Origin of the sequence: Streptomyces sp. NPDC093109 (assembly GCF_040701725.1) — a bacterium.
In the GTDB taxonomy this organism is placed as follows: Bacteria; Actinomycetota; Actinomycetes; order Streptomycetales; family Streptomycetaceae; genus Streptomyces.
Genome location: NZ_JBFBEZ010000002.1, coordinates 156,801 through 179,835 on the forward strand (window position 1 = coordinate 156,801; position 23,035 = coordinate 179,835).

Annotated in this window: 18 protein-coding genes; 9 read left to right on the plus strand and 9 right to left on the minus strand. The window is 71.4% G+C overall.

The features are described 5' to 3' along the window. Positions 1-5 precede the first annotated feature (5 nt). Both AB0389_RS03050 and nuoN read left to right on the plus strand, forming a co-directional pair. Entirely contained in the window at positions 6-1,583 is a 1,578-nt protein-coding gene (locus AB0389_RS03050) for an NADH-quinone oxidoreductase subunit M (protein WP_366393563.1), read from the plus strand. After that, positions 1,580-3,232, plus strand: a complete 1,653-nt coding sequence (gene nuoN, locus AB0389_RS03055; RefSeq protein ID WP_366393564.1) for an NADH-quinone oxidoreductase subunit NuoN — start codon at positions 1,580-1,582, stop codon at positions 3,230-3,232. Before AB0389_RS03050 ends, nuoN begins: the two co-directional genes overlap by 4 nt. Positions 3,233-3,305: 73 nt before the next feature. Here nuoN and fahA read toward each other — a convergent pair whose 3' ends face one another. From fahA to AB0389_RS03070, 3 genes are all read right to left on the minus strand, one after another. Next, on the minus strand, positions 3,306-4,526 hold the full coding sequence (gene fahA / locus AB0389_RS03060; protein WP_366393565.1) for a fumarylacetoacetase: 1,221 nt from the start codon (positions 4,524-4,526) through the stop codon (positions 3,306-3,308). A 147-nt stretch (positions 4,527-4,673) separates the two neighbouring features. Continuing rightward, the gene (locus AB0389_RS03065; RefSeq protein ID WP_366393566.1) at positions 4,674-6,728 is read right to left on the minus strand and encodes a CocE/NonD family hydrolase; all 2,055 of its coding nucleotides are present in this window, start codon (positions 6,726-6,728) and stop codon (positions 4,674-4,676) included. An 83-nt stretch (positions 6,729-6,811) separates the two neighbouring features. Beyond that, a complete protein-coding gene (locus AB0389_RS03070; protein ID WP_366393567.1) occupies positions 6,812-8,323 on the minus strand; it encodes a peptide MFS transporter in 1,512 nt (503 codons plus the stop codon). 149 nt (positions 8,324-8,472) lie between these two features. Here AB0389_RS03070 and AB0389_RS03075 point away from each other — a divergent pair, with 149 nt between their 5' ends. The 4 genes from AB0389_RS03075 (at position 8,473) to AB0389_RS03090 (ending at position 13,048) form a co-directional block, all read left to right on the plus strand. Beyond that, entirely contained in the window at positions 8,473-9,483 is a 1,011-nt protein-coding gene (locus tag AB0389_RS03075; protein WP_366393568.1) for a polyprenyl synthetase family protein, read from the plus strand. 312 nt (positions 9,484-9,795) lie between these two features. Continuing rightward, positions 9,796-11,124, plus strand: coding sequence for a DUF2092 domain-containing protein (locus AB0389_RS03080; RefSeq protein ID WP_366393569.1), 1,329 nt, complete (start codon positions 9,796-9,798; stop codon positions 11,122-11,124). A gap of 93 nt (positions 11,125-11,217) precedes the next feature. Further along, positions 11,218-12,171, plus strand: coding sequence for an ABC transporter ATP-binding protein (locus AB0389_RS03085; protein ID WP_366393570.1), 954 nt, complete (start codon positions 11,218-11,220; stop codon positions 12,169-12,171). Beyond that, positions 12,158-13,048: an ABC transporter permease gene (locus tag AB0389_RS03090; protein WP_366393571.1), complete on the plus strand. Its 891-nt coding sequence runs from the start codon at positions 12,158-12,160 to the stop codon at positions 13,046-13,048. The genes AB0389_RS03085 and AB0389_RS03090 overlap by 14 nt, the downstream gene beginning before the upstream one ends. 37 nt (positions 13,049-13,085) lie before the next feature. On the opposite strand, the gene AB0389_RS03095 is transcribed toward AB0389_RS03090, so the two are convergent. After that, positions 13,086-14,018 carry a M28 family metallopeptidase gene (locus AB0389_RS03095; RefSeq protein ID WP_366393572.1) on the minus strand — a complete coding sequence of 311 codons (933 nt, stop codon included), beginning with the start codon at positions 14,016-14,018 and terminating at the stop codon, positions 13,086-13,088. Positions 14,019-14,168: 150 nt separating this feature from the next. Here AB0389_RS03095 and AB0389_RS03100 point away from each other — a divergent pair, with 150 nt between their 5' ends. Beyond that, a complete protein-coding gene (locus tag AB0389_RS03100; RefSeq protein WP_366393761.1) occupies positions 14,169-14,813 on the plus strand; it encodes a CGNR zinc finger domain-containing protein in 645 nt (214 codons plus the stop codon). Between the two features lie 34 nt (positions 14,814-14,847). Here the strand turns inward: AB0389_RS03100 and AB0389_RS03105 are convergent, their stop codons facing one another. Further along, positions 14,848-15,306 carry a helix-turn-helix domain-containing protein gene (locus tag AB0389_RS03105; protein WP_366393573.1) on the minus strand — a complete coding sequence of 153 codons (459 nt, stop codon included), beginning with the start codon at positions 15,304-15,306 and terminating at the stop codon, positions 14,848-14,850. A 125-nt stretch (positions 15,307-15,431) separates the two neighbouring features. Between AB0389_RS03105 and AB0389_RS03110 the strand changes: the two genes are divergently transcribed. Further along, complete coding sequence (locus AB0389_RS03110) at positions 15,432-17,003, plus strand: MFS transporter (protein ID WP_366393574.1); 1,572 nt, start codon at positions 15,432-15,434, stop codon at positions 17,001-17,003. Here the strand turns inward: AB0389_RS03110 and rarD are convergent. Together rarD and AB0389_RS03120 are read right to left on the minus strand one after the other, a co-directional pair. Then, a complete protein-coding gene (rarD, locus tag AB0389_RS03115) occupies positions 16,955-17,986 on the minus strand; it encodes an EamA family transporter RarD (RefSeq protein ID WP_366393575.1) in 1,032 nt (343 codons plus the stop codon). The two genes, AB0389_RS03110 and rarD, sit on opposite strands and share 49 nt — an antisense overlap. A gap of 154 nt (positions 17,987-18,140) precedes the next feature. Further along, positions 18,141-19,001 (minus strand): SDR family oxidoreductase, encoded by an 861-nt coding sequence (locus tag AB0389_RS03120; RefSeq protein ID WP_366393576.1) that lies wholly within the window; start codon positions 18,999-19,001, stop codon positions 18,141-18,143. Positions 19,002-19,105: 104 nt separating this feature from the next. On the opposite strand from AB0389_RS03120, the gene AB0389_RS03125 reads away from it, so the two are divergent. Then, positions 19,106-19,549: a helix-turn-helix domain-containing protein gene (locus AB0389_RS03125; RefSeq protein WP_366393577.1), complete on the plus strand. Its 444-nt coding sequence runs from the start codon at positions 19,106-19,108 to the stop codon at positions 19,547-19,549. A gap of 115 nt (positions 19,550-19,664) precedes the next feature. Here AB0389_RS03125 and AB0389_RS03130 read toward each other — a convergent pair whose 3' ends face one another. Both AB0389_RS03130 and AB0389_RS03135 read right to left on the minus strand, forming a co-directional pair. After that, positions 19,665-20,756: a 2-oxoacid:ferredoxin oxidoreductase subunit beta gene (locus AB0389_RS03130; protein ID WP_366393578.1), complete on the minus strand. Its 1,092-nt coding sequence runs from the start codon at positions 20,754-20,756 to the stop codon at positions 19,665-19,667. Beyond that, on the minus strand, positions 20,749-22,713 hold the full coding sequence (locus tag AB0389_RS03135) for a 2-oxoacid:acceptor oxidoreductase subunit alpha (protein ID WP_366393579.1): 1,965 nt from the start codon (positions 22,711-22,713) through the stop codon (positions 20,749-20,751). Before AB0389_RS03135 ends, AB0389_RS03130 begins: the two co-directional genes overlap by 8 nt. Positions 22,714-23,035: the final 322 nt, after the last annotated feature.

Consider the following 23,035-nt stretch of genomic DNA (forward strand, 5'->3'; position numbering starts at 1 on the left):
CGGATATGTCGTTCCCTCTCCTGACGGCGACGGCGGTTCTCCCGGCGGTCGGCGCGATCGCCACGGCCGCAGTGCCGGCCGCCCGGCGCACCGCCGCCAAGTGGCTGGCGCTGCTCTTCTCGCTCGCCACCCTCGCGCTGGCCGCGCTCGTCCTGGTCCGCTTCGAACCCGGCGGCGCCCGCTACCAGCTCACAGAATCGCACGCCTGGATCGCGGACTTCGGCGTCCGGTACGAACTGGGCGTGGACGGCATCGGGGTGGCGCTGCTCGCGCTGACCGCCCTGCTGATCCCGTTCGTGATCCTGGCCGGCTGGCACGACGCCGACCCGCTGGAGGACGCGCGGCCCAACCGCCGCTGGCGGCCGACCCAGGGCTTCTTCGCGCTGATCCTGATGGTCGAGGCGATGGTGATCCTCTCCTTCGAGGCCACCGACGTCTTCCTCTTCTACATCCTCTTCGAAGCCATGCTCATCCCGATGTACTTCCTCATCGGCGGCTTCGGCGACCGCGCCCATGCCGGCGGCGACGAGGCGGCGGCCACCCAACGCTCGTACGCGGCCGTCAAGTTCCTCCTCTACAACCTGGTCGGCGGCCTGATCATGCTGGCCGCAGTCATCGGGCTCTATGTCGTCGCGGGCAGCTTCTCGCTCTCCGAGATCGCCGCCGCCCGGGCCGACGGCACGCTGTCCATGGCGACCGGCACCGAGCGCTGGCTCTTCCTCGGCTTCTTCTTCGCGTTCGCCGTGAAGGCGCCGCTCTGGCCGCTGCACACCTGGCTGCCCAACGCCATGGGCGAGGCCACCGCGCCCGTCGCCGTACTGATCACCGCCGTCGTCGACAAGGTCGGCACCTTCGCGATGCTCCGCTTCTGCCTCCAGCTCTTCCCCGAGGCGTCCGCGTGGGCCACCCCCGCGATCCTGGTGCTGGCGCTGATCAGCATCATCTACGGGGCGCTGCTCGCCGTCGGCCAGCGCGACATCAAGCGGCTGATCGCGTACGCGTCGATCTCGCACTTCGGCTTCATCATCATGGGCATCTTCGCGATGACCAGCCAGGGCCAGTCGGGCGCCACGCTCTACATGGTCAACCACGGGATCTCCACCGCCGCCCTGATGCTGGTCGCCGGGTTCCTGATCTCGCGGCGCGGCTCGCGCCTCATCGCGGACTACGGCGGCGTCCAGAAGGTCGCGCCCGTCCTCGCCGGCACCTTCCTGATCGGCGGCCTCGCCACCCTGTCGCTGCCGGGGCTCTCCCCGTTCGTCAGTGAATTCCTGGTCCTGGTCGGGACGTTCAGCCGCTATCCGGTGGTCGGCATCATCGCCACCCTCGGCATCGTGCTCGCCGCGCTCTACGTCCTCGTCCTCTACCAGCGCACGATGACGGGCCCGGTGAAGGACGCGGTCAGGACCATGCCGGACCTGCGCGTACGGGAGCTGGTGGTCGTCACCCCGCTGATCGCGCTGCTCCTCTTCCTGGGCGTCTATCCCAAGCCGCTGACCGAGATCGTCAACCCGGCGGTGGAGCACACGCTCTCCGACGTACAGAAGACCGACCCCAAGCCCGAGGTGGAGGCCGCTCCATGAGTGCGACTGCCGTCCACAGCCTGTGGACAACTTCGGCGGCCGACGCGATCGTCAAGATCCCGGCCCCGAAAATCGAGTACGCGCAGCTGTCACCGGTGCTCATCGTGCTGGGCGCCGCGGTCCTGGGCATCCTGATCGAGGCGTTCGTCCCCCGCAAGGGGCGCTACCACGCACAGCTCTTCCTCTCCCTGGTCGCCCTGGCCGCGTCCTTCGCGGCGGTGGTCGCCCTCGCGGCCGACGGGTACGGCACGACCAAGGCGCGGCTCGCGGCCATGGGCGCCATCGCCGTCGACGGCCCGGCGCTCTTCCTCCAGGGCACCATCCTGCTGGCGTCCGTCGTCGCCGTCTTCACCTTCGCCGAGCGCAAGCTCGACCCGGAGAGCCACGGCAGGCGCGTCGACTCCTTCGCCGCGCAGGCCGCGTCCGTCCCCGGCAGCGACAGCGAGAAGGCCGCGGTCAAGGCGGGCTTCACCACCACCGAGGTCTTCCCGCTGGCGCTGTTCGCGGTCGCGGGCATGCTGGTGTTCCCGGCGGCCAACGACCTGCTGACGCTCTTCATCGCGCTGGAGGTCTTCTCCCTCCCGCTCTACTTGCTCTGCGCCCTGGCCCGCCGCAAGCGGCTCATGTCGCAGGAGGCGGCGGTCAAGTACTTCCTGCTGGGCTCCTTCTCGTCGGCGTTCCTGCTCTTCGGGATCGCCCTGATGTACGGGTTCGCGGGCTCCGTGTCGTACGCGCGGATCGCCGAGGTCGTCGACGGCACCGTCCAGAACGTCGACCCGGCCCTCGCCGACACCATGGGGAACGACGCGCTGCTGCTGATCGGCGGCGCGATGATCCTCATGGGGCTGCTCTTCAAGGTCGGCGCGGTGCCGTTCCACATGTGGACGCCGGACGTCTACCAGGGCGCGCCCACCCCCGTCACGGGCTTCATGGCCGCCGCGACCAAGGTCGCCGCCTTCGGCGCGCTGCTGCGGCTGCTGTACGTCGTCCTGCCGGGGCTGCGCTGGGACTGGCGGCCGGTGATGTGGGGCGTCGTCATCGCCACCATGCTCGGCGGCGCGATCGTCGCCATCACCCAGACCGACATCAAGCGGCTCCTGGCGTACTCCTCGATCGCCCACGCCGGCTTCATCCTGGCCGGCGTGATCGCCGGGACCGCCGAGGGGATCTCGTCCGTCCTCTTCTACCTGGCCGCGTACTCGTTCGTCACCATCGGCGCGTTCGCGGTGGTCACCCTGGTCCGCGACGCGGGCGGCGAGGCGACCCACCTGTCCAAGTGGGCGGGGCTCGGGCGGCGTTCGCCCCTGGTGGCGGCGGTCTTCGCCATCTATCTGCTCGCCTTCGCGGGCATCCCGCTGACCTCGGGCTTCTCGGGCAAGTTCGCCGTCTTCAAGGCGGCGGCGCAGAGCGGTGCGGGCGCGCTGGTGGTGGTCGGTGTGATCGCCTCGGCGATCGCCGCGTTCTTCTACATCCGCGTCATCGTGCTGATGTTCTTCAGCGAGCCGAAGCCCGAGGGCCCCACGGTCGCGGTGCCCTCACCGCTCACCATGACGGCGATCGCCGTCGGCGTCCTCGTCACCCTGGTCCTGGGCGTCGCACCCCAGTACTTCCTGGACCTGGCGGGCCAGGCGGGGGTCTTCGTCCGGTAGTCGCGTTCTGTCGTGCGCGCGGCCCGGCACCTCGGGGGTGCCGGGCCGCGCGCCGACGCGTCCGGGGTGCGGTTCAGCCGGGCAGGACCCGGCCCGTCACCTCGCCCAGGCCGACCCGGGTGCCGTCCGGGCCCGGGGCCCATGCCGTGATCGTGACCACGTCGCCGTCCTCCAGGAACGTGCGTTTCCCGGCGCCGAGTTCCAGGGGCTCCGTACCGTTCCACGTCAGTTCGAGAAGACAGCCGCGCTGCTCGCGCGCCGCGCCGCTGACCGTGCCGGAGGCGAAGACATCGCCCGTACGGAGCGAAGCGCCGTTGACCGTCATGTGCGTCAACTGCTGGGCCGCCGTCCAGTACATGGTGGAGAAGGGCGGCTCGGAGATCACCTCGCCGTTCAGCGCGACGGAGATCCGCAGATCGAAGCCGCCGGGCTCCTCCTCGTCCGCGTCGTCCAGATAGGGGAGAAGCCCGGTGGAACGGGCCGGAGGAGCCACCCGGGCCGCGTCCAGGGCCTCCAGCGGGGTCACCCAGGCGGAGACGGACGTGGCGAAGGACTTCCCCAGGAACGGGCCGAGCGGCACGTACTCCCACGCCTGGATGTCCCGCGCCGACCAGTCGTTGAGCAGGGACAGCCCGAAGACGTGGTCGCGGAACGAGGCCAGCTCCACCTGGCCGCGCGCGGACGGCGTACCGACGACGAAGGCCACCTCCGCCTCGATGTCCAGCTTGGTGGACGGCCCGAAGACCGGCGCCGGATCGGCGGGCCCCTTGCGCTGCCCTGACGGGCGCGTCACCTCCGTACCCGACACGACGACCGTGCCGGCCCGGCCGTGGTAACCGATCGGCAGATGCTTCCAGTTGGGAGTCAGCGCCTCGCCGTCCGGGCGGAAGATCCGGCCGACGTTGGTGGCGTGGTGCTCGCTCGCGTAGAAGTCGACATAGTCCGCGACCTCGTACGGCAGATGCAGCGTGACCGCGTCGAGCGGGTGGAGCAGAGGCTCTATGTCGGGGCGGTGCGCCGGCACCGTCACCCAGGCGGTCAGCGCGCGCCGTACATCGCGCCAGGCCGTACGGCCCGCGCTCATCAGGGGGTTGAGGCTCGGCCGGTCGAGCAGCGCCGCGTACGGGGAGCCCAGCGCCCGCGCCGCGGCTCCGGCGTCGAGCACATGGTCGCCGATGCGGACCCCGACCCGGCGGCGGTCGGGCTCGGCCGCGGGGGAGAAGACTCCGTACGGCAGGTTGTGCGGGCCGAAGGGGTCGCCCTCGGCCGGTTCGAGCGGGCTCTGCTCGGGCATGGGGTACTGCCTCGCTTTCCGGATCGATGCAGGACACGTTACGTCGGTGTTGCCCACTGGCGGCAGTGGTGAAAAGCCCGCATTGGGCCTCCTGTTCCGTCCGGGGTTCCGGTGGCCGCCGCGGCGGTCGTTCCGTCGGACGGCAGGTCAGCCCGCCGTACGGGGGATCCGTTTCTCCCAGGTCCGGTGGAAGACCACCTCGTCGCCGACCTGGCAGATCACCTCATTGGCCGTGAGGAAGCCGGTCGCGTCGCAGCTGATCTCCGAGCGGGTCCTGACCCGGGCGTCCCAGCCGAGTTCGGGCCGGTGCAGCCGGATCGTCCAGTCCGAGCGGGTGCGCGCCGACAGCGGGTCGTCCTCCTGGATGGTGTACGTCTCCAGGGCGTCCTCGGTGAATTCGAGACCGTCCGGATAGACGCGGGAGCCGCCGTAGCGCGGGTCCACCTCCAGCCGCCAGAGCCCCTTGGCCACGTCCCGTACCACCAGCCGCTCGGGGCGCTCCTCGTCCAGCGTCGCGGGGAACACCACGCCCAGCGGCTCCGACTGCTCCGGCGGTCCGAAGACGACCGGGCGCGGCTGTGCCTCCGGTTGGCGGACGGGGAGTTCGAGGGAGCTGCCGACCGGGTGGAGGGTGAAGCCCGCCGACCCGGCTTGTGGCCAGATCCAGGGCCAGTACGCGGAGGAGACGGCGAGCCGGACGCGGTGGCCGGCCGGGAAGGTGTGGCCGATGCCGTTCAGCTCGAAGATGACGTCCTCGGTGGCGCCCTCGGGCCAGGGCTCGATCCGGTCCCGGCCCTTCCTGGCCGACAGGTTGAGGACGCCGCGGGTGACGAGGGTGGAGGAGCCGTCGGGCGCGACGTCGCAGAGCCGGGCGACGACCTGCCCGGTGGGGACGTCCATGCGCAGCCGCAGCCTGACCCGGGGGCGGCCGAGGATCTCGATGGCGCCGCCGGCCGGTGCGGTGCCGGCCGGTGCGGGTCCGTCGTCGACCTCGAAGTCGAAGCACGCCGACTTCGCGTCCTCCTCCCGCTGGTCCGGCGGGAGATCCGCGTCGTTGCCGAACGGGAAGAAGCGGCCCGCGTCCAGCCCGGTGTGGTGCGGGGAGTCGACGGTCACCGGCTCACCGCGGAAGGCGTACGGCACGGTCGCGACGTTCGGCGAGGGCCACCCGGGGTCGCCCACCCACCGGCCCGGCAGCTCCGGGTAGCTGGTTTTGGGCGGGTGCGAGGCGCTGATCCAGGAGCGCAGCGGCGGCTCGTCCATGATCCCCGTGTCGACGCCCCTGAGGTGCTGGTCCCACCAGCGCAGCGTCTCCTGGAGGAAGCCGATCGCGGGGCCCGGCGGCAGCCCCCGGTCCGGGTACTGGTGCGACCAGGGCCCGATCAGCCCCCGTACCCGCCCCGGATCCAGCCGCTCGACCAGCCGCAGCACGGTGTCGCGGTACGGGTCGTGCCAGCCGCCGACCGCCAGCACGGCCGCCTGGATCGCGCCGTAGTCCTCGCAGACGCTGCCGTGCCGCCAGTACGCGTCCCGGGTCTGGTGGGCCAGCCAGGTGTGGATGAGCGGATCGACGGCTTCGAGGCGGGTGAGCCACATCTCGCGCCAGGTGTCCCCGGCGTACAGCGGGTCCGGCGGCCGGGCGGTGAAGGCGAGCATGGTCGCGGCCCAGGCGTGCATGTCGACGGCGAGGACGGAGCCGCCCATGTAGTGGACGTCGTTGTCGTACCGGTCGTCGGTGGAGCAGACGGTGACGATCGCCTTGAGCGGCTCGGGCGCGAGCGCGGCCAGCTGGAGCGAGTTGAAGCCGCCCCAGGAGATGCCGAACATGCCCACCCGGCCGCTGGACCAGGGCCGCGCGGCGAGCCAGTGGATCACCTCGACGCCGTCGGCCAGCTCGGTCGCGTCGTACTCGTCGCCCGGCAGCCCCTCGCTGTTGCCGTGCCCGCGCACATCGACCCGTACGGACGCGTAGCCGTGGCCCGCGTACCAGGGGTGGCGCTGCCAGTCGCGCGGCGCGGTCCAGTCGGTGAGCCGGTACGGCAGGTATTCGAGCAGGACGGGGACGGGCTCGTCGGTGACGGGGCGCCAGACGCGGGCGTAGAGCCGGGTGCCGTCGGAGAGCGGGATCCGGACGTCCTCGCGGGTGGTCTCGTACGGGAAGTCGCGACGGATGGAAGGGGTGGGGGTGGGGGACGACGACATGCCGGTCACCTCGCGGGGCGGTGGAGGGGCGGAGCGAGTTCGGTGTCAGTGTTCGGGGGCGTTGTCAGTGGACGGGGGTACCGTCAGTGGACGGGGTGCATGGTGCGCCGCAGCCAGGGCGCCGCGGCGATCACCAGCAGCCCCGCCACGACCGCGACGGCGCCGTTGACGCCGAAGTACGCGGACTGCGAGACCTGGCCGTACAGCTTCACCGTCTGGGCCTGGATGCCGTTGGCGAGGGCCAGCGAGAGGAACCAGAGCGCGAGCGTCTGGCTGGCGAACGCCTTCGGCGCGAGCTTGGTGGAGGCGGAGAGCCCGGAGGTCTCCACCAGGATGTCGCCGAGGCCGAGCAGCAGATACGAGCCGACGATCCACCAGGCGGCCATCCGGTACTCCGCCCCGCCGTGTCCCGAGGTGGGCAGGACCATGAGCAGGAAGGACAGCCCGCCCAGGATCACCCCGACGGCGATCTTGTTGGAGGCGTGCGGCTGATTGCGGCCCATCCGGACCCAGACGGCCGCGACCACGGGCGCGAGTGCCACCTCGAAGGCGCCGAGGGCGGAGGCGTACCAGCCGGCCGGGAAGGTGAAGCCGAGGATCGAGGTGTCGGCGTTGGTGGAGGCCAGCAGGATCATCGTCGAATACGCCTGGAAGAGGATGAAGTTGAAGAAGACGGAGGCCAGGAAGAGCACGACGTACGGGCGGAGCCTGCCGCGCTCCTCCGCGCTCACCCGGGGGCTGCGGAACATCACCACGAAGTAGACGACCGGCGCGACGACCGAGAGCACGGTGAGTACGTCGGCGAAGCGGCCGATGGTGAGCCACCCCGCCAGGGACAGCGCCACCGCGAGGACGGCGACCACGGCCGCGCCGGCGGCCATCAGGCGGACGGCCCGGCGCATCGGTCCCGGCGCGAGGGCGAACTCGGCGGCGTGCTTGCGCCCGGCGAGATGGCGGCGGCCGGCCACGTACTGGACCAGCCCGAGGGTCATGCCCACGGCGGCGGCGGAGAACGCCGTGTGCCAGCTCGCGTGGTCGCCGAGCCAGCCGGTGACCAGCGGGCCGAGGAAAGCGCCGATATTGATGGCCATGTAGTACAGGGCGAAGCCGGCGTCCCTGCGCTCGTCCTCGGTCCGGTAGAGCTTGCCGACCATCGCGGAGACATTGGGCTTGAGCAGGCCCGTACCGGCGCTGATCAGCCCGAGACCGGCCCAGGTCATGGCGGCCGTGGGGACGGCCATGGCGTAGTGGCCGACGGCGATGAGGATGCCGCCCCAGAGCACCGCGCGGTACGAGCCGAGGACGCGGTCGGCCAGCCAGCCGCCGGCCACCGAGAGCAGATAGACGAGGGTCCCGTACGCCGCCGAGAGGGAGGCGGCCGTGCCGGGCTCCATGCCGAGCCCTCCCTCTTTGAGGGAGGCGACGAAGTACAGGACGAGGATCGCCTGCATCCCGAGGAACGAGAAGCGCTCCCAGACCTCCAGACCGGAGAGGGTCAGCAGTCCCCGGGGATGCCCCAGGAAGGCATGATCGTCACGCGGTGGCGGCTCGTCCTCGGGCGCGACGGGGTCGGTCGTGGTTCCGGACAAAAGCATCACTCCTGCTCGTACGGATGATCCCGAACATACCGGCGGAGCCGGGAAGCCGCCCATGGTGATCGAAAGGGGACCGGATACGCTGACTTGAGTGATGACAGCGACACATCGACAATCCGTGTGATCGTCAGCAGACAGGAGTACCTCTCGTGACCGTCGTCGGGCCGTTCGGGCTGAGCGTGCGGGACCAGGCTCTTGAGGCCGATGTCCAGACCGGATTGGCCGCCGTGGAGGCGGGGCTGCTCGATGCGACCAAGAGCGACGTGCCCTTCATCACGGAGGCCGCCCAGCATCTGGTGCGGGCCGGCGGCAAGCGTTTCCGGCCTCTGTTGGTCATGCTCGCGTCACAATTTGGTGACCCTTACGCGCCCGGTGTCGTCCCCGCGGCCGTGGTCGTCGAGCTGACGCATCTCGCGACGCTCTACCACGACGACGTGATGGACGAGGCGGATGTCCGCCGGGGGGTGCCCAGCGCCAACACCCGCTGGGACAACTCCGTCGCCGTCCTCACGGGCGACTTCCTGTTCGCCCGCGCCTCGCACATCCTGTCCGATCTGGGTCCCGAGGCCGTACGGGTCCAGGCGGAGGCGTTCGAGCGGCTGGTGACGGGCCAGATCCTGGAGACGGTGGGGCCGCGCGACGGCCGCGACCCGGTCGACCACTACCTGGACGTCATCGGCGGCAAGACGGGCTCGCTGATCGCGGTCTCCGGCCGCTTCGGCGCGATGACCTCCGGCGCGGACGAGTCGGTCGTCGACATCCTCACCCAGTACGGGGAGCGGCTCGGGGTCGCCTTCCAGCTCGCCGACGACGTCCTCGACATCGCCAGCGACTCGCACGAGTCGGGCAAGACCCCCGGCACCGATCTCCGCGAGGGCATCCCGACGCTGCCGGTGCTGCTGCTGCGCGCCCAGGCGGCGGCGCACGGCCGGGCGGAGGACCTGGAGCTGGTCGAGCTGCTGGACGGCGATCTGGCGGACGACGCGCTGCTCGCGGAGGCCCTGAAGCGGCTGCGCGTCCATCCGGCGCTGGAACAGGCGCGGCGCGACACCGTGCGGTACGCGGAGGCGGCGCGGGCGACGCTGGCGCCGCTGCCCGAGGGGTACGCGAAGTCGGCGCTGGTGGAGCTCTGCGACGCGGTGGTCCACCGCGCGGGCTGACGGGTCCGGCGCGCGGGCTGACGGTCCGGCAGCGGCCCGCGAGGGGCCCGGTCCGCTGTGTTGCCCCGGTCGGCGGTGCGTGGCCGGCCCCTTTTGGCCGCTCCGGGACGTCCCCTAGTGGGTGGCCCCGGGCGGCTGATCCGTTTGTCATCCCAAAGCAGTACGGGAAGTTGATCCCGGGGGCTGACGCTTCCCGGGCGCCGAATTGGTCAGATGGTAAGCACCACTCCTGACCAATTCGGGTGAGAATGGCGGCGAGGGGTGGACGAGTGCAACGGACGGAAGGCCGCCGACCACGGAGGTAGGGCACACATGGCACCGAACGACAGTGCGCGCATCACCGAGGAGGAGGACCGGGAGCCGGGCGTGTTCCGCCGCAAGGCGGCGCGTTACGGGCTCCCTGTCGCCGTAGCCGGGGTGGCCGCGGCGACCATCGGGCTCGTACCCGCGCTGGCCGCGAGCACCGGCGGTCCCGATCTGGCGGACATCAGCGCGCAGCAGCTCATCGAGAAGATCGCCGCGTCCGACACCCAGCAGCTCTCCGGGTCCGTGAAGATCACCACGGATCTGGGGCTCCCGGCGCTGTCCGGTCTCGACAGCGTGGCCGGCTCGCTCGGCGCGGGGAACGTCACGGGCGGCGGCGCGTCCGCGGACCCGAGCGAGAAGCTCATGGAGCTCGGCTCCGGCACCCACACGCTGCGCGTCGCGGTCGACGGCCCCGACAAGCAGCGGCTCTCCATCCTGGAGAACGCCGCCGAGTACAGCCTGATCCACAACGGCGACGAGGTGTGGGCGTACGACAGCGCCTCCAACGAGGCGTACCACGCGACGGCCCCGAAGGACGGCGCGAAGGACGCGCCGAAGGACGCGGGGAAGGGCGCCACCGAGTCCCGGGGCCTGACGGCCACACCGGCCGACTTCGCCGCGCAGGTGCTGAAGGCCTCGGCCGACACGACCTCGGTGACGGTCGACGGTACGACCCGGATCGCCGGACGCGACGCGTACCGGCTGGTCGTCAAGCCCAAGCAGGCGGGTTCGACGGTCGGCTCGGTCACGATCGCGGTCGACGCGAAGACCGGCACCCCGCTGAAGTTCACGCTGGCGCCGAGCGCCGGCGGCAAGGCCGTCGTGGACGTGGGCTTCACCCAGGTCGACTTCGCCAAGCCCGCCGCGTCCACCTTCGACTTCACCCCGCCCAAGGGCGCGAAGGTGACGCAGGGGGAGGAGCACGGCGCGGAAGGCACGGCGGACGGCGCCAAGGGACCGGACAGCACGCACCTGAACTCCGGGGGGCTTCCGGAGGGGCTGGGCGGACTCGTCGGACTCGACGGGGCCGGTGCCGGAGCCGACAGCGTGAAGACGATCGGCGCGGGCTGGAGCACGGTCTACGAGCTGTCGTCCGGAACGTCCGGAACGTCCGGGGCGTCCGGGGCGCCAGGAGCGTCCGCGAAGCCGGGCGATCTGCCGTCGGAGGCCCAGGGCTTCATCGACTCGCTGGGTGAGAAGGTCACCGGGAAGTTCGGCTCGGGCACGGTCTTCAAGACCCGGATCGTCAACGCGCTGATGACGGACGACGGAAAGGTCTACGTCGGCGCCGTCACGAAGGACGCCCTGGTCAAGGCCGCGGACCAGGCGAAGTAGCACTCCTGCCGACCGCCCCGCCGCGAGGTTCGCGCGGCGGGCGGAACGCTGAGCGGGACCGGTCCGTTCTCGTAGCGGACGGGGGTGGTGCTGATGGATTCCGTGGATCCCGTGGTGGATTCCGTGATCGAGACACGCGGTCTCACGAAGCGGTACGGCGGCGGGCATCTCGCGGTCGACCGGCTCGACCTGACCGTGCCCGCGGGCAGCGTCTTCGGCTTCCTCGGGCCCAACGGCTCGGGCAAGACCACCACCATCCGCATGCTGATGGGCCTCATCGAGCCGACCGCGGGCTCCGCCGCCGTGCTGGGCCGCCCCATGCCGCGCGCGGCGCGCGCCGTACTGCCCGAGGTGGGGGCCCTGATCGAAGGGCCCGCGCTGTACGGGTATCTGACGGGCCGGGACAATCTCGTACGGTACGACGCGGCCGACCCGACGGCCGACCCCCGCACCCGGCGGGCCCGGGTGGCCGAGGCCCTGGACCGGGTCGGGCTGACCGCCGCCGCGGGGAAGCGGGCGAGGGCGTACTCCCTGGGCATGAAGCAGCGGCTCGGGCTGGCGGCGGCGCTGCTCAGGCCGCGCAGGCTGCTGGTGCTCGACGAGCCGACGAACGGGCTCGACCCGCAGGGCATGCGCGAGATCAGGACGCTGGTGCGGGAGCTGGCGGCGGACGGCACGACGGTCTTCCTCTCCTCGCACCTGCTGGACGAGATCGAGCAGGTCTGCACGCATGTCGCGGTGATGACCCGCGGCCGGCTGATCACCCAGGGCACGGTCGCCGAGCTGGCGGCCGGGACCCGGCGGCTGGCCGTCACCACCCCCGATCCGGGCGGGGCCGCCCGGGTGCTGAAGGAGCGGGGCGTCACGGATGTGGTGGTCACGGACGACCGGGTGACCGGCGAGCCCCCGGCGGACACGGATCCCGCCGAGCTGAACGCGGCGCTGGTCGGGGCGGGGGTGCGGGTACGGGCCTTCGGCCTGGAGCGCGCCTCGCTGGAGGACGCGTTCGTCGCGCTGACGGGGGAGGGATTCGATGTCGCGGGCTGAGACGGAGCCGTCTGTACGGTCGCGGGTGCGGCCCGCGCCGTTGTGGTGGACGTTCGGCCTGCTCGGCTCCGAGCTGGGGCTGGTCCTGCGGCGCCGGCGGACCTGGGCCCTGCTGGGCGTGCTCGCCGCCGTACCCGTCCTCATCGGTATCGCGGTGAAGATCCAGACGGGCGACGGAGGTGGCGGAGGCGGCGGCGCGGCGCACGGCCCGGCCTTCCTCACCCAGATCACCAACAACGGGCTGTTCCTGGTCTTCGCCGCGCTCGCCGCGACACTGCCGGTCTTCCTCCCGATGGCCGTCGGGGTGATCGCGGGCGACGCGCTCGCCGGTGAGGCGAGCGCCGGCACGCTGCGCTATCTGCTGGTGGCGCCGGCGGGGCGTACCCGGCTGCTGCTCGTCAAGTACGCGTCGACGCTGGCCTTCTGCCTGGTCGCGACCCTGACCGTGGCGGTCTCGGCGCTCGCCGTGGGCGCGCTGCTGTTCCCCCTCGGCGAGGTCACCACCATCTCGGGGACCCGGATCCCGTTCGGGGACGGGCTGATACGGGCGCTGCTGATAGCGGTGCTGGTCGCCGCGTCGCTGACGGGGCTCGCGGCGGTCGGCCTGTTCGTCTCCACCCTGACCAGCAGCGGTATCGGCGCCATGGCGGCGACGGTCGGGCTGGTGATCACGGCGCAGATCCTGGACACGATCCCGCAGCTGCACGCCGTACAGCCGTACCTCTTCCCGCACTACTGGCTGTCGTTCGCCGATGTGCTGCGCGACCCGTTCTACTGGGCGGACATCGGGAAGAACCTGGAGCTCCAGGCGCTGTACGCGGCGGTGTTCGGGTCGGCGGCGTGGGCGAGGTTCACGACGAAGGACATCACGGCCTGAGGAGCCCGCGCGGGCTCCTCAGGCCGGCGGGGCCGGGTCAGCTGGCGCCGGAGAGCGACCAGACCGCGTACGCGACGGCGTTGCTGTTGCGGCCGAGGGCGGTGTCGTCGATGTTCGCCGTGGTGTCGCACGAGCGGTGGTAGCAGCGGTCGAAGGCCAGTCCGGAGGTGCCGCCCCACTTCTGCGCCTGCGCGGCCGTCTTGATGTAGTCGGCGCCGCTGAAGAGGCCGCCGACCGGGATGCCCACGTTCTTGAACGGGGCGTGGTCCGAGCGGCCGTCGCCCTCGGTCTCGATCTCCGTCGGGATGCCGAGGCCCGCGTAGTAGTTCTTGAAGGTCTGCTCGATCGTCGGGTCGTCGTCGTAGACGAAGTAGCCGGGGTTCGGGGAGCCGATCATGTCGAAGTTGAGATAGCCGCTGATCTTCGCCCGGTCGGCGGTCGGCAGGTTGTTGACGTAGTACCGGGACCCGACCAGCCCCAGCTCCTCGGCGCCCCACCAGGCGAACCTGAGGTGCTTCGTCGGCTTCAGCTGCGCCCGGGAGACGGCGAGCGCGGTCTCCAGGACGGCGGCGGAGCCCGAGCCGTTGTCGTTGATGCCGGCGCCCGCCGTCACCGAGTCCAAATGCGACCCGGACATGACAACCTGGTTGCTGTCGCCGCCCGGCCAGTCCGCTATCAGGTTGTAGCCGGTGGACCCGCTGGAGGTGAACTGCTGGACGGTGGTGGTGAATCCGGCCGCGTCCAGCTTGCCCTTCACGTAGTTGACGGACGCCAGATAGCCGGCCCGCCCGTGCGCGCGATTGCCGCCGTTGGCCGCCGCGATCGACGACAGCTGGGTCAGATGCGCCTTGACGTTGGCGAGCGGTATCTCGGGCGCCGCCAGGGTGGTGGTGGCGGACGCGCTCGGCGCGGAGGCGGCGAGCAGCCCCGCGAGCGCGAGACCGACGACGGCGGGAACGGAGAGTTTCATGGGGGGCTCCGGATCCGTATGTGGGGGGTGGGGGTGGGGGTGGGTGAAACGGTTGAGCGTGCTGAATGGTCAACGAGAGATTGACTTGCCGTCAAGAGTGGGAAATGGACACGGGTGCCCGCGAGGGCAACCACCTACGGTGGTCGCGTGATGGAGTCCGCGAGGGATCTGCCGGCCGGCCCCGGGCCGGACCGCCCCGGGCCCTACGAGCCCGGCCTGATCCTGCGCACGCCCGAAGGCCGCCCCTTCCGCTTCGACGCGGGCGCGCTCTGCCTGGAGCTGCTGATCACCGGCGGCCCGGAACCGTACGCCCGCCACGAGGCGCTGCGCACCCCGGACGCGCTGGTGGAGTGGGCCGCCCTGAGCCGGCTCGCGCCCGGTCTTGAGCCGGAGCTGTCGGTGAGCGGAACGGAGGTACGGGCGGCCCGTGCCGTACGGGACGCGCTGCTGCGGCTGACCCTGGCCCGCGCGCACGACCTGACCCCGGACACGGCCGACCTCGCGACCCTGAACGCGGCGGCGGCCGAACCCCCGCTGGTGGCCCGGATCACCCCGGAGGGCGCGCACGCGTGGGCGCCCGGCGCCACCGGGACCGGGCTGCTGTCGACCGTCGCCCGCGACGCCGTCGCGCTGTTCACCGGTCCGTACGCGCACCGGATCCGCGAATGCGGCTCGCACGACTGCTTCCTGCTCTTCGCGGACACCTCCCGGCCGGGCCGCCGCCGCTGGTGCGCCATGGACCGGTGCGGGAACCGCAACAGGACACGGGCCCACCGCGCCCGCCGTACCCGGTAACGCGGCGGAGCGCCCGCCTGCCCGACGCGCCCGCCTACGCGATGCGCGTGTCGTAGGCGGCGCGGGCCGCCGCGACCTCCGACCGGTGCTCCTCGGTCCAGGCGACCAGCGCGCGGATCGTGGTGTGCAGGGTGCAGCCCAGCGGCGTCAGTTCGTAGTCCACCCGGGGCGGCACGACCGGATACACCGTCCGCTTCACCAGTCCGTCGCGCTCCAACTGCCGCAGCGTGACCGTCAGCATCCGCTGGCTGATGCCGTCGATCTCCCGGCGCAGCTCGGTGAAGCGCAGCGTACGGCGGTCCAGCAGGGCGATGACCAGCAGGGACCACTTGTCGGCGACCCGGTCGAGGATCTGCCGCACCTCGCAGTCCTCCCGGGTGTCCCACTGGAAGGGGTCGAGGTCCTCACCGTCGTCCGGGGGGCCGACCGGGGGGCCGACGGGGGAGTCGGTGCCTTCGCGGTAACCGGGTGACTTCGAAGTGCCTACTTCCATGGGAGGTCATGCTGCCGCAGGATTCCATTGGTTACAAGAAGGAACCGGCCACCGTTTCGGTAACCAACCCCTCCTCCCGCCGTTCCTCCCGCCGTTCCTCCCGCCGTTCCTCAAGGAGCTTCCGCATGCCCTCCGCGCCCTCCGCGCCCTCCGCGCCCTCCGCGCCCTCTGCACTGCTTCTCGTTCTCTGCGGGACGGTCTTCCTGGAGGGTGCCGATGTCGCCATGCTCGCGGTGGCCATCCCGTCGATCCGCGCCGAACTGGGGCTGTCGACCGGCACCGCGGCCTGGGTGATGAGCGCGTACGTCCTCGGCTACGCCGGGTTCACCCTGCTCGGCGGCCGCGCGGCCGATCTGCTCGGTCGCCGCCGGATGTTCCTCGGCGCGCTCACGGTCTTTCTGCTCTTCTCCGGTCTGGGCGGGTTCGCTGACGACGGGGGGACGCTGGTCGTCGCGCGCTTCATCACGGGCGTGTCGGCCGCGTTCATGACACCGGCGGCGATGTCGATCATTACCACGTCGTACGAGGAGGGGCCGCGCCGCAACCGGGCCCTGCTGATCTTCGCCGGTACGAGCGCCGCCGGGTTCTCGCTCGGGATGGTCATCGGCGGGCTGCTGACCGAACTGGGCTGGCGCTGGGTGTTCTTCGCGCCGGTGCTGACGTCGGCGGTGATCCTGGCGGCGGCCGTACGCCTGCTGCCGCGCGGCGACCGGGACCGGGACCGGGACAGGGACAGGAGCCGGAACAGGGGCAGGGGCAGGAACCGGGACAGAGCCTCCGAACCGGCCCCGGGCGCGCGCCGTGGCCCGCGCCCGCGCGGCTTCGATCTGCCGGGCGCGGCGGCGGCGGCCGGAGCGATGCTGCTCCTGGCGTACGGGATCCTGCGGCTCGAACACGCCGGCTCGGGCCTCCGGCTGACGGCCGCAGCCTTCGCCGCCGGACTGGTGCTGCTGGGCGTCTTCACGGTGATCGAGCGCCGCTCGCCCGACCCGCTGGTGCGTCTCGCGATCTTCCGCCGGGCGGCGATGGTCCGCGCGGATCTGGGCGCGCTGCTCTTCGTCGGCTCGTTCTTCGGTTTCCAGTTCGTCGTCACGCTCTACCTCCAGGAGCTGCGCGGCTGGTCGTCCCTGGAGACCGCCTTGGCGCTGGTGGCCATGGGGTGCGACGCGGTGCTCGCCCCGCTGCTCACCCCGCTCCTGGTGAACCGGTTCGGCACGGTCCGGGTGATCCTCGGCGGATTCCTGCTCGCGATCGTGTCGTACGGGCTGTTCCTGCCCGTCGGCCCGGACTGGTCGTACGCGATGATGCTGCCGACGCTGATCCTGACCGGCGTCGCCTTCGCGCTGGCGTACGGGCCGCTGGCCATCGCCGCCACGGACGGGGTGGCACCGGGGGAGCAGGGGCTGGCGGGCGGGCTGCTGCACACCGCGACCCAGTTCGGCTCGGCGGTCGGGATCTCGGCGGTGACGGCGGTGTACGGCCTGGCCGTCGCGGGTACGGACGGCTCCCCGGCCGCCGCGCTGACGGCGTACCGGGCCGCGCTGCTGGTCCCGGTGGCCGGCGTGATCCTGGGCGCGCTCGTCATGGCCGCCGGGCTGCGGCGGCGTCACACCCGTACCCGTCGCCCGGCCGCCGGCTCCGGCGGGTGTCAGGCCGAGGGCTCGCGGGGGGTCGTCGCGGAGGGCGTCAGCCCCTGAGGAGCCGGATCCGGTGCGGGTGCCGGTGCCGGCTCCTCAGGGGGCGACGATGCCTCGGCCGTCAGTCGGAGCGCCTGCGCCCGTGCCTTGTTGCCGTGGGCCGTCCGCAGCGCGTCCCAGGTCAGGAGCGTCAGTGCCAGCCAGACCAGGGAGAAGCCGGCCCAGCGCTCCGGCGGCATCGCCTCGTGGAAGTACGTGATGCCCAGCACGAACTGGAAGACCGGGGCCAGGTACTGGAGCAGCCCGAGCGTCGACAGCGGTACCCGGATGGCCGCCGCGCCGAAGCAGATCAGCGGCAGCGCGGTGATCAGGCCCGTGCTGGCGAGCAGCGCCACATGGCCCGCGCCCTGGGAGCCGATCGTGGCCGCGCCGGTCGCGCTCAGCCATACGAGATAGCCGAGCGCGGGCAGGAAGAGCACCGCGGTCTCGGCCGCCAGCGACTCCAGACCGCCGAGGTTGATCTTCTTCTTGACCAGTCCGTACGTCGCGAACGAGAAGGCGAGCGTCAGCGAGATCCACGGCGGTCGCCCGTATCCGACCGCCAGGACCAGTACGGCGCTGACGGCGATGCCGACCGCCGCCCACTGGGCCGCCCGCAGCCGCTCCTTGAGCAGCAGGACGCCCATGGCGATGGTCACCAGCGGGTTGATGAAGTACCCGAGGGACGCCTCCACGACCCGGCCGGTGTTGACCGCCCAGATGTAGACGCCCCAGTTGACGGTGATCGTGGCGGCGGCCACCGCGATGAGCGCCAGCTTGCGTGGCTGCCGGAGCAGCTCCCGTATCCACGCCCAGCGGCGCAGCACCAGGAGCGTGATCACGACGACGCCCAGGGACCAGACCATCCGGTGGGCGAGGATCTCCATCGCCCCGGCCGGCTGGAGGAGCGGCCAGTAGAGCGGGACCAGCCCCCACATGCCGTAGGCGCCGATCCCGTACAGCAGCCCGCTGCGCTGCTGTCGCTGTTCCCCGTCCGATATCACTGACCCTCCCTGGCCCACGGGACGAAGGTAGCGCCGCGTGGGCCGGGATGTCATGTTCGTATCGTCAGATGGTCATGACGCGAGGGCGCTCAGGTACTTCGGGCGTCCAGGTGTCCAGGTGTCCAGGTGTCCAGGTGTTCCGGGGCTCGGGCGGTCACGCCTTCAGCGCCTCCGCGAGCGTCTCCGCGAGCGGCGTGGTCGGACGGCCCGCCAGTCGGGCCAGGTCACCGGTGGTGAGGGCCAGCCGCCCGCGCGCGATCGCGGCGTCCACGTCCACGAGGATCGCGGCGAACTGCTCGGGCAGACCGGCGCCGGTCAGGATCTGGAGGTGGGCCTCCGCCGGGACGTTGTTGTACGTGATGTCCTTGCCGGTCTGGCGCGCGATCTCGGCCGCGTACTCGGCGAACGACCACGCCGTGTCGCCGCTCAGCTCGTACGCCTTGTTCAGGTGGCCCTCGCCGGTCAGGACGGCGGCAGCGGCGGCGGCGTAGTCCGCGCGGGTCGCGACGGCGACCCTGCCCTCGCCCGCGCTGGCGACGACGGCGCCGTGCTCCAGCACCGGCGCGAGGTTCTCGGTGTAGTTCTCGGTGTACCAGCCGTTGCGCAGGAAGGTGTAGGGCAGGCCGGAGTCGAGGATCGCCTGCTCGGTGACCTTGTGCTCGGCCGCCAGGTCGAAGTCGGCGTCCGGGCCGCCGAGGACGCCGGTGTACGCGAGCTGGGCCACTCCCGCCGCCTTCGCGGCCTCGATGACGGCGGTGTGCTGCGCCACGCGCTGCCCGACCTCGCTGCCGGAGACCAGCAGGACCCGGTCGCCGGACCGGAAGGCGTCCTTCAGCGTCTCGGGGGCGCTGTAGTCGGCGACGCGCAGCTCGACACCGCGCGCCACGAGATCGGCGGCCTTCTCCGTGTTCCGTACGACGGCGGCGATGCCGTCGGCCGGGACGTCGGCGGCGAGCAGGGCTTCCACGACGAGACGGCCGAGGTGTCCGGTGGCTCCGGTGACGACGATGCTCATGGGGGTGTTCTCCAGTCCGTGCGGTTTCGTGCGGTTTCGAATGCACTCACCCTATGGTCTGCACTAACTAAGTGAAAGTACCCACCTTGAAGTAAGCTACTGGTATGACAGTAAGCAATACGCCGAACGTCAAGCCGAACGTCAACCGGACCATGTGCCCCTCGCGGCTGGTCCTGGAGCACGTCACGAGCCGCTGGGGCGTACTCGTCCTGGCCGCGCTGCTGGAGCGCTCGTACCGCTTCAGCGAGCTGCGGCGCGAGGTCGGCGGGGTCAGCGAGAAGATGCTCGCCCAGACCCTCCAGACCCTGGAGCGCGACGGCTTCGTCCACCGCGACGCCAAGCCCGTCATCCCGCCGCGCGTCGACTACTCGCTGACGGAGCTGGGGCGGGAGGCCGCCGAGCAGGTGTGGGGGCTGGCGCGCTGGACGGAGCGGCGGCTGGACGAGGTCTTCCGGGCACGGGAGGCGTACGACGGAGCGCGCGCCCGCGCGGGCGCGGCGGACACAGTGGCGGCCGGGGCGGACACGGCGGCGGCCCGGACCCCCTGACGGAACAGGAGACCCGGGCCGCCGCGTACGGAAGCGCCGCGTACGGAAGCGCCGCGCACGGAAGTGCCGCGTACGGAAGTGCCGCGTATGGAAGCGCCGTTACGGAACGGCCGCCTCAGCCCGCGACCGTCCAGGTGTCGCCGCCCGCCAGCAGGGCCGCCAGATCGCCCTTGCCCTGCCGCCCGACCGCCGCGTCCAGCTGCTCGGACATCAGCGTGTCGTAGACCGGCCGCGCCACGCTGCGCAGCACCCCGATCGGCGTGTGGTGCAGCGTGTCCGCGTCGGCGAGGCGCGAGAGCGCGAACGCGGTGGTCGGGCTCGCCGCGTGCGCGTCGTGGACCAGGACGTCCGCCTCGTTCGACGCCGTGACGGCGACGACCTCCAGCTCGCCGGTGGCCCGGTTCCGTACGACGCCCTTCGCGCCGTCCGTACCGAAGCGGATCGGCTGCCCGTGCTCCAGCCGGATCACCGCCTCCGCCGCCCTCTCCTTGTCCTTGAGGACCTCGAAGGCGCCGTCGTTGAAGATGTTGCAGTTCTGGTAGATCTCCACCAGCGCCGTGCCCGGGTGCTCGGCGGCCTGCCGCAGCACCTCCGTCAGGTGCTTGCGGTCCGAGTCGACCGTGCGGGCCACGAACGACGCCTCCGCGCCGATCGCCAGGGACACCGGGTTGAACGGAGCGTCGAGCGAGCCCATCGGCGTCGACTTGGTGATCTTCCCGACCTCGGAGGTGGGGGAGTACTGGCCCTTGGTCAGCCCGTAGATCCGGTTGTTGAACAGCAGGATCTTCAGATTGACGTTCCGGCGCAGCGCGTGGATCAGATGGTTGCCGCCGATGGAGAGCGCGTCGCCGTCGCCGGTGACCACCCAGACCGACAGATCGCGGCGCGAGGTGGCCAGCCCGGTCGCGATGGCCGGCGCGCGGCCGTGGATCGAGTGCATCCCGTACGTATTCATGTAGTACGGGAAGCGGGAGGAGCAGCCGATGCCCGAGACGAACACGATGTTCTCTTTGGCGAGGCCCAGCTCCGGCATGAAGCCCTGGACGGCGGCGAGGACCGCGTAGTCACCGCAGCCGGGGCACCAGCGGACCTCCTGGTCCGACTTGAAGTCCTTCATGGACTGCTTGGCGTCGGCCCGGGGCACCAGCGTCAGCAGCTCGTTGCTGATGGCCCGGCCGCCGGTCGCCGAGCTCGTCGTGTCAGGCATCGATGGCCTCCTTGAGGGCCGTGGCGAGCTGCTCGGCCTTGAACGGCATGCCGTTGACCTGGTTGTACGAATGGGCGTCGACCAGGTACTTCGCGCGGATCATTGTGGCGAGCTGACCGAGGTTCATCTCCGGCACCACGACCTTGTCGTAGCGGCTCAGCACCTCCCCCAGATCGCGCGGGAAGGGGTTGAGATGCCGCAGATGCGCCTGCGCGATCGGGACGTCCGCCGCGCGCAGCCGGCGCACGGCCGCGGTGATCGGCCCGTACGTGGAGCCCCAGCCCAGCACCAGCGTGCGGGCGCCGTCCGGATCGTCGACCTCGGTGTCGGGGACCTCGATGCCGTCGACCTTGGCCTGCCGGGTGCGGACCATGAAGTCGTGGTTGGCCGGGTCGTAGGAGATGTTGCCCGTGCCGTCCTGCTTCTCGATGCCGCCGATCCGGTGTTCGAGACCGGGCGTGCCGGGCACGGCCCAGGGGCGCGCCAGCGTCAGCGGGTCGCGTTTGTACGGCCAGAACACCTCGGTGCCGTCGGCCAGTTCATGGTTCGGACCGGTGGCGAACCGCACCCGCAGATCCGGGAGTTCGCCGGGCTCCGGGACCCGCCAGGGCTCGGAGCCGTTGGCGAGGTAGCCGTCGGAGAGCAGCAGGACCGGCGTACGGTACGTCAGCGCGATCCGGGCGGCGTCCAGCGCGGTGTCGAAGCAGTCGGCCGGGGTCCTGGGCGCGAGTACCGGCACCGGGGCCTCGCCGTTGCGCCCGTACATCGCCTGGAGGAGATCGGCCTGCTCCGTCTTGGTGGGCAGGCCGGTGGACGGGCCGCCGCGCTGGATGGCGACGACGAGCAGCGGCAGCTCCAGCGAGACCGCGAGCCCGATCGTCTCCGACTTGAGCGCCACCCCGGGCCCCGAGGTGGTGGTCACGGCGAGCGCGCCGCCGAAGGCCGCGCCCAGCGCCGCGCCGATGGCGGCGATCTCGTCCTCGGCCTGGAAGGTCCGCACACCGAAGTTCTTGTGCTTGGACAGCTCGTGCAGGATGTCCGAGGCCGGGGTGATCGGGTACGAGCCGAGGTAGAGCGGCAGCTCCGCCTGGTGGCCGGCGGCGACCAGACCGTACGACAGCGCGAGGTTGCCGGAGATGTTCCGGTACGTGCCGGGCGGGAACGCGGCGCCGGCCGGGGCCACCTCGTAGCTGACCGCGAAGTCCTCGGTCGTCTCGCCGAAGTTCCAGCCGGCCCGGAACGCGGCCACGTTCGCCTCGGCGATCTGCGGCTTCTTCGCGAACTTGACCCGCAGGAACCGCTCCGTACCCTCCGTGGGCCGGTGGTACATCCACGACAGCAGCCCGAGCGCGAACATGTTCTTGCTGCGCTCGGCCTCCCTGCGGGGGAGTCCGAACTCCTTGAGCGCCTCGATCGTCAGCGTCGTCAGCGGCACCGGGTGGATCTGGTAGGCGTCGAGCGAGCCGTCCTCCAGCGGGGAGACGGCGTAGCCGACCTTGGCCATCGGGCGCTTGGTGAACTCGTCGGTGTTGACGATGATGTCCGCGCCGCGCGGCACATCGCCGATGTTCGCCTTGAGCGCCGCCGGATTCATCGCGACCAGCACGTTCGGCGCGTCGCCCGGGGTGAGGATGTCGTGGTCGGCGAAGTGCAGCTGGAACGAGGAGACACCCGGCAGGGTCCCGGCGGGGGCCCGGATCTCGGCAGGGAAGTTCGGCAGCGTCGACAGATCGTTCCCGAACGACGCGGTCTCCGAGGTGAACCGGTCACCCGTCAGCTGCATCCCGTCGCCCGAGTCACCCGCGAAACGGATGATCACCCGGTCCAGGCGGCGGACTTCCTTGTCGCCCACGCGTCTGCGCAGAGGCGCTCGCTGTTCGCCGAGAGCGCGGTCGTTGCCGCCCGCGCCGTGGGTCTCGTCGGCCTGCTCGGCCGGGCTACTGACCTGGCTGGTCACTGAACTTGACCTCCTTAGGAGGCGGCGGTCCCGGAACCGGCCGGTCGCCCGGCGGTCCCGGAGAACCGGCCACCCTACGTCGGTAAGGATTGCCTTTCCTTGACCGGCCGGACGGCGGACGCCTTGCGCGACGTCTCGGCGTACCAATTTGTCATGCTTACCCGGCCTTGTGGGTGCGGAAGAGGGCTGGCGTGCCCTCAGCCTTTGGGTCTAGGGCTTCTGTTGGATTCGACAGCGGGTCGGTGGTGGGTCGGAGGTGGGCCGGTAGTGGGCCGGTGGACGGATCCGCCGGCTGATCCTCGTGAGATTCCTGGTGGATTCG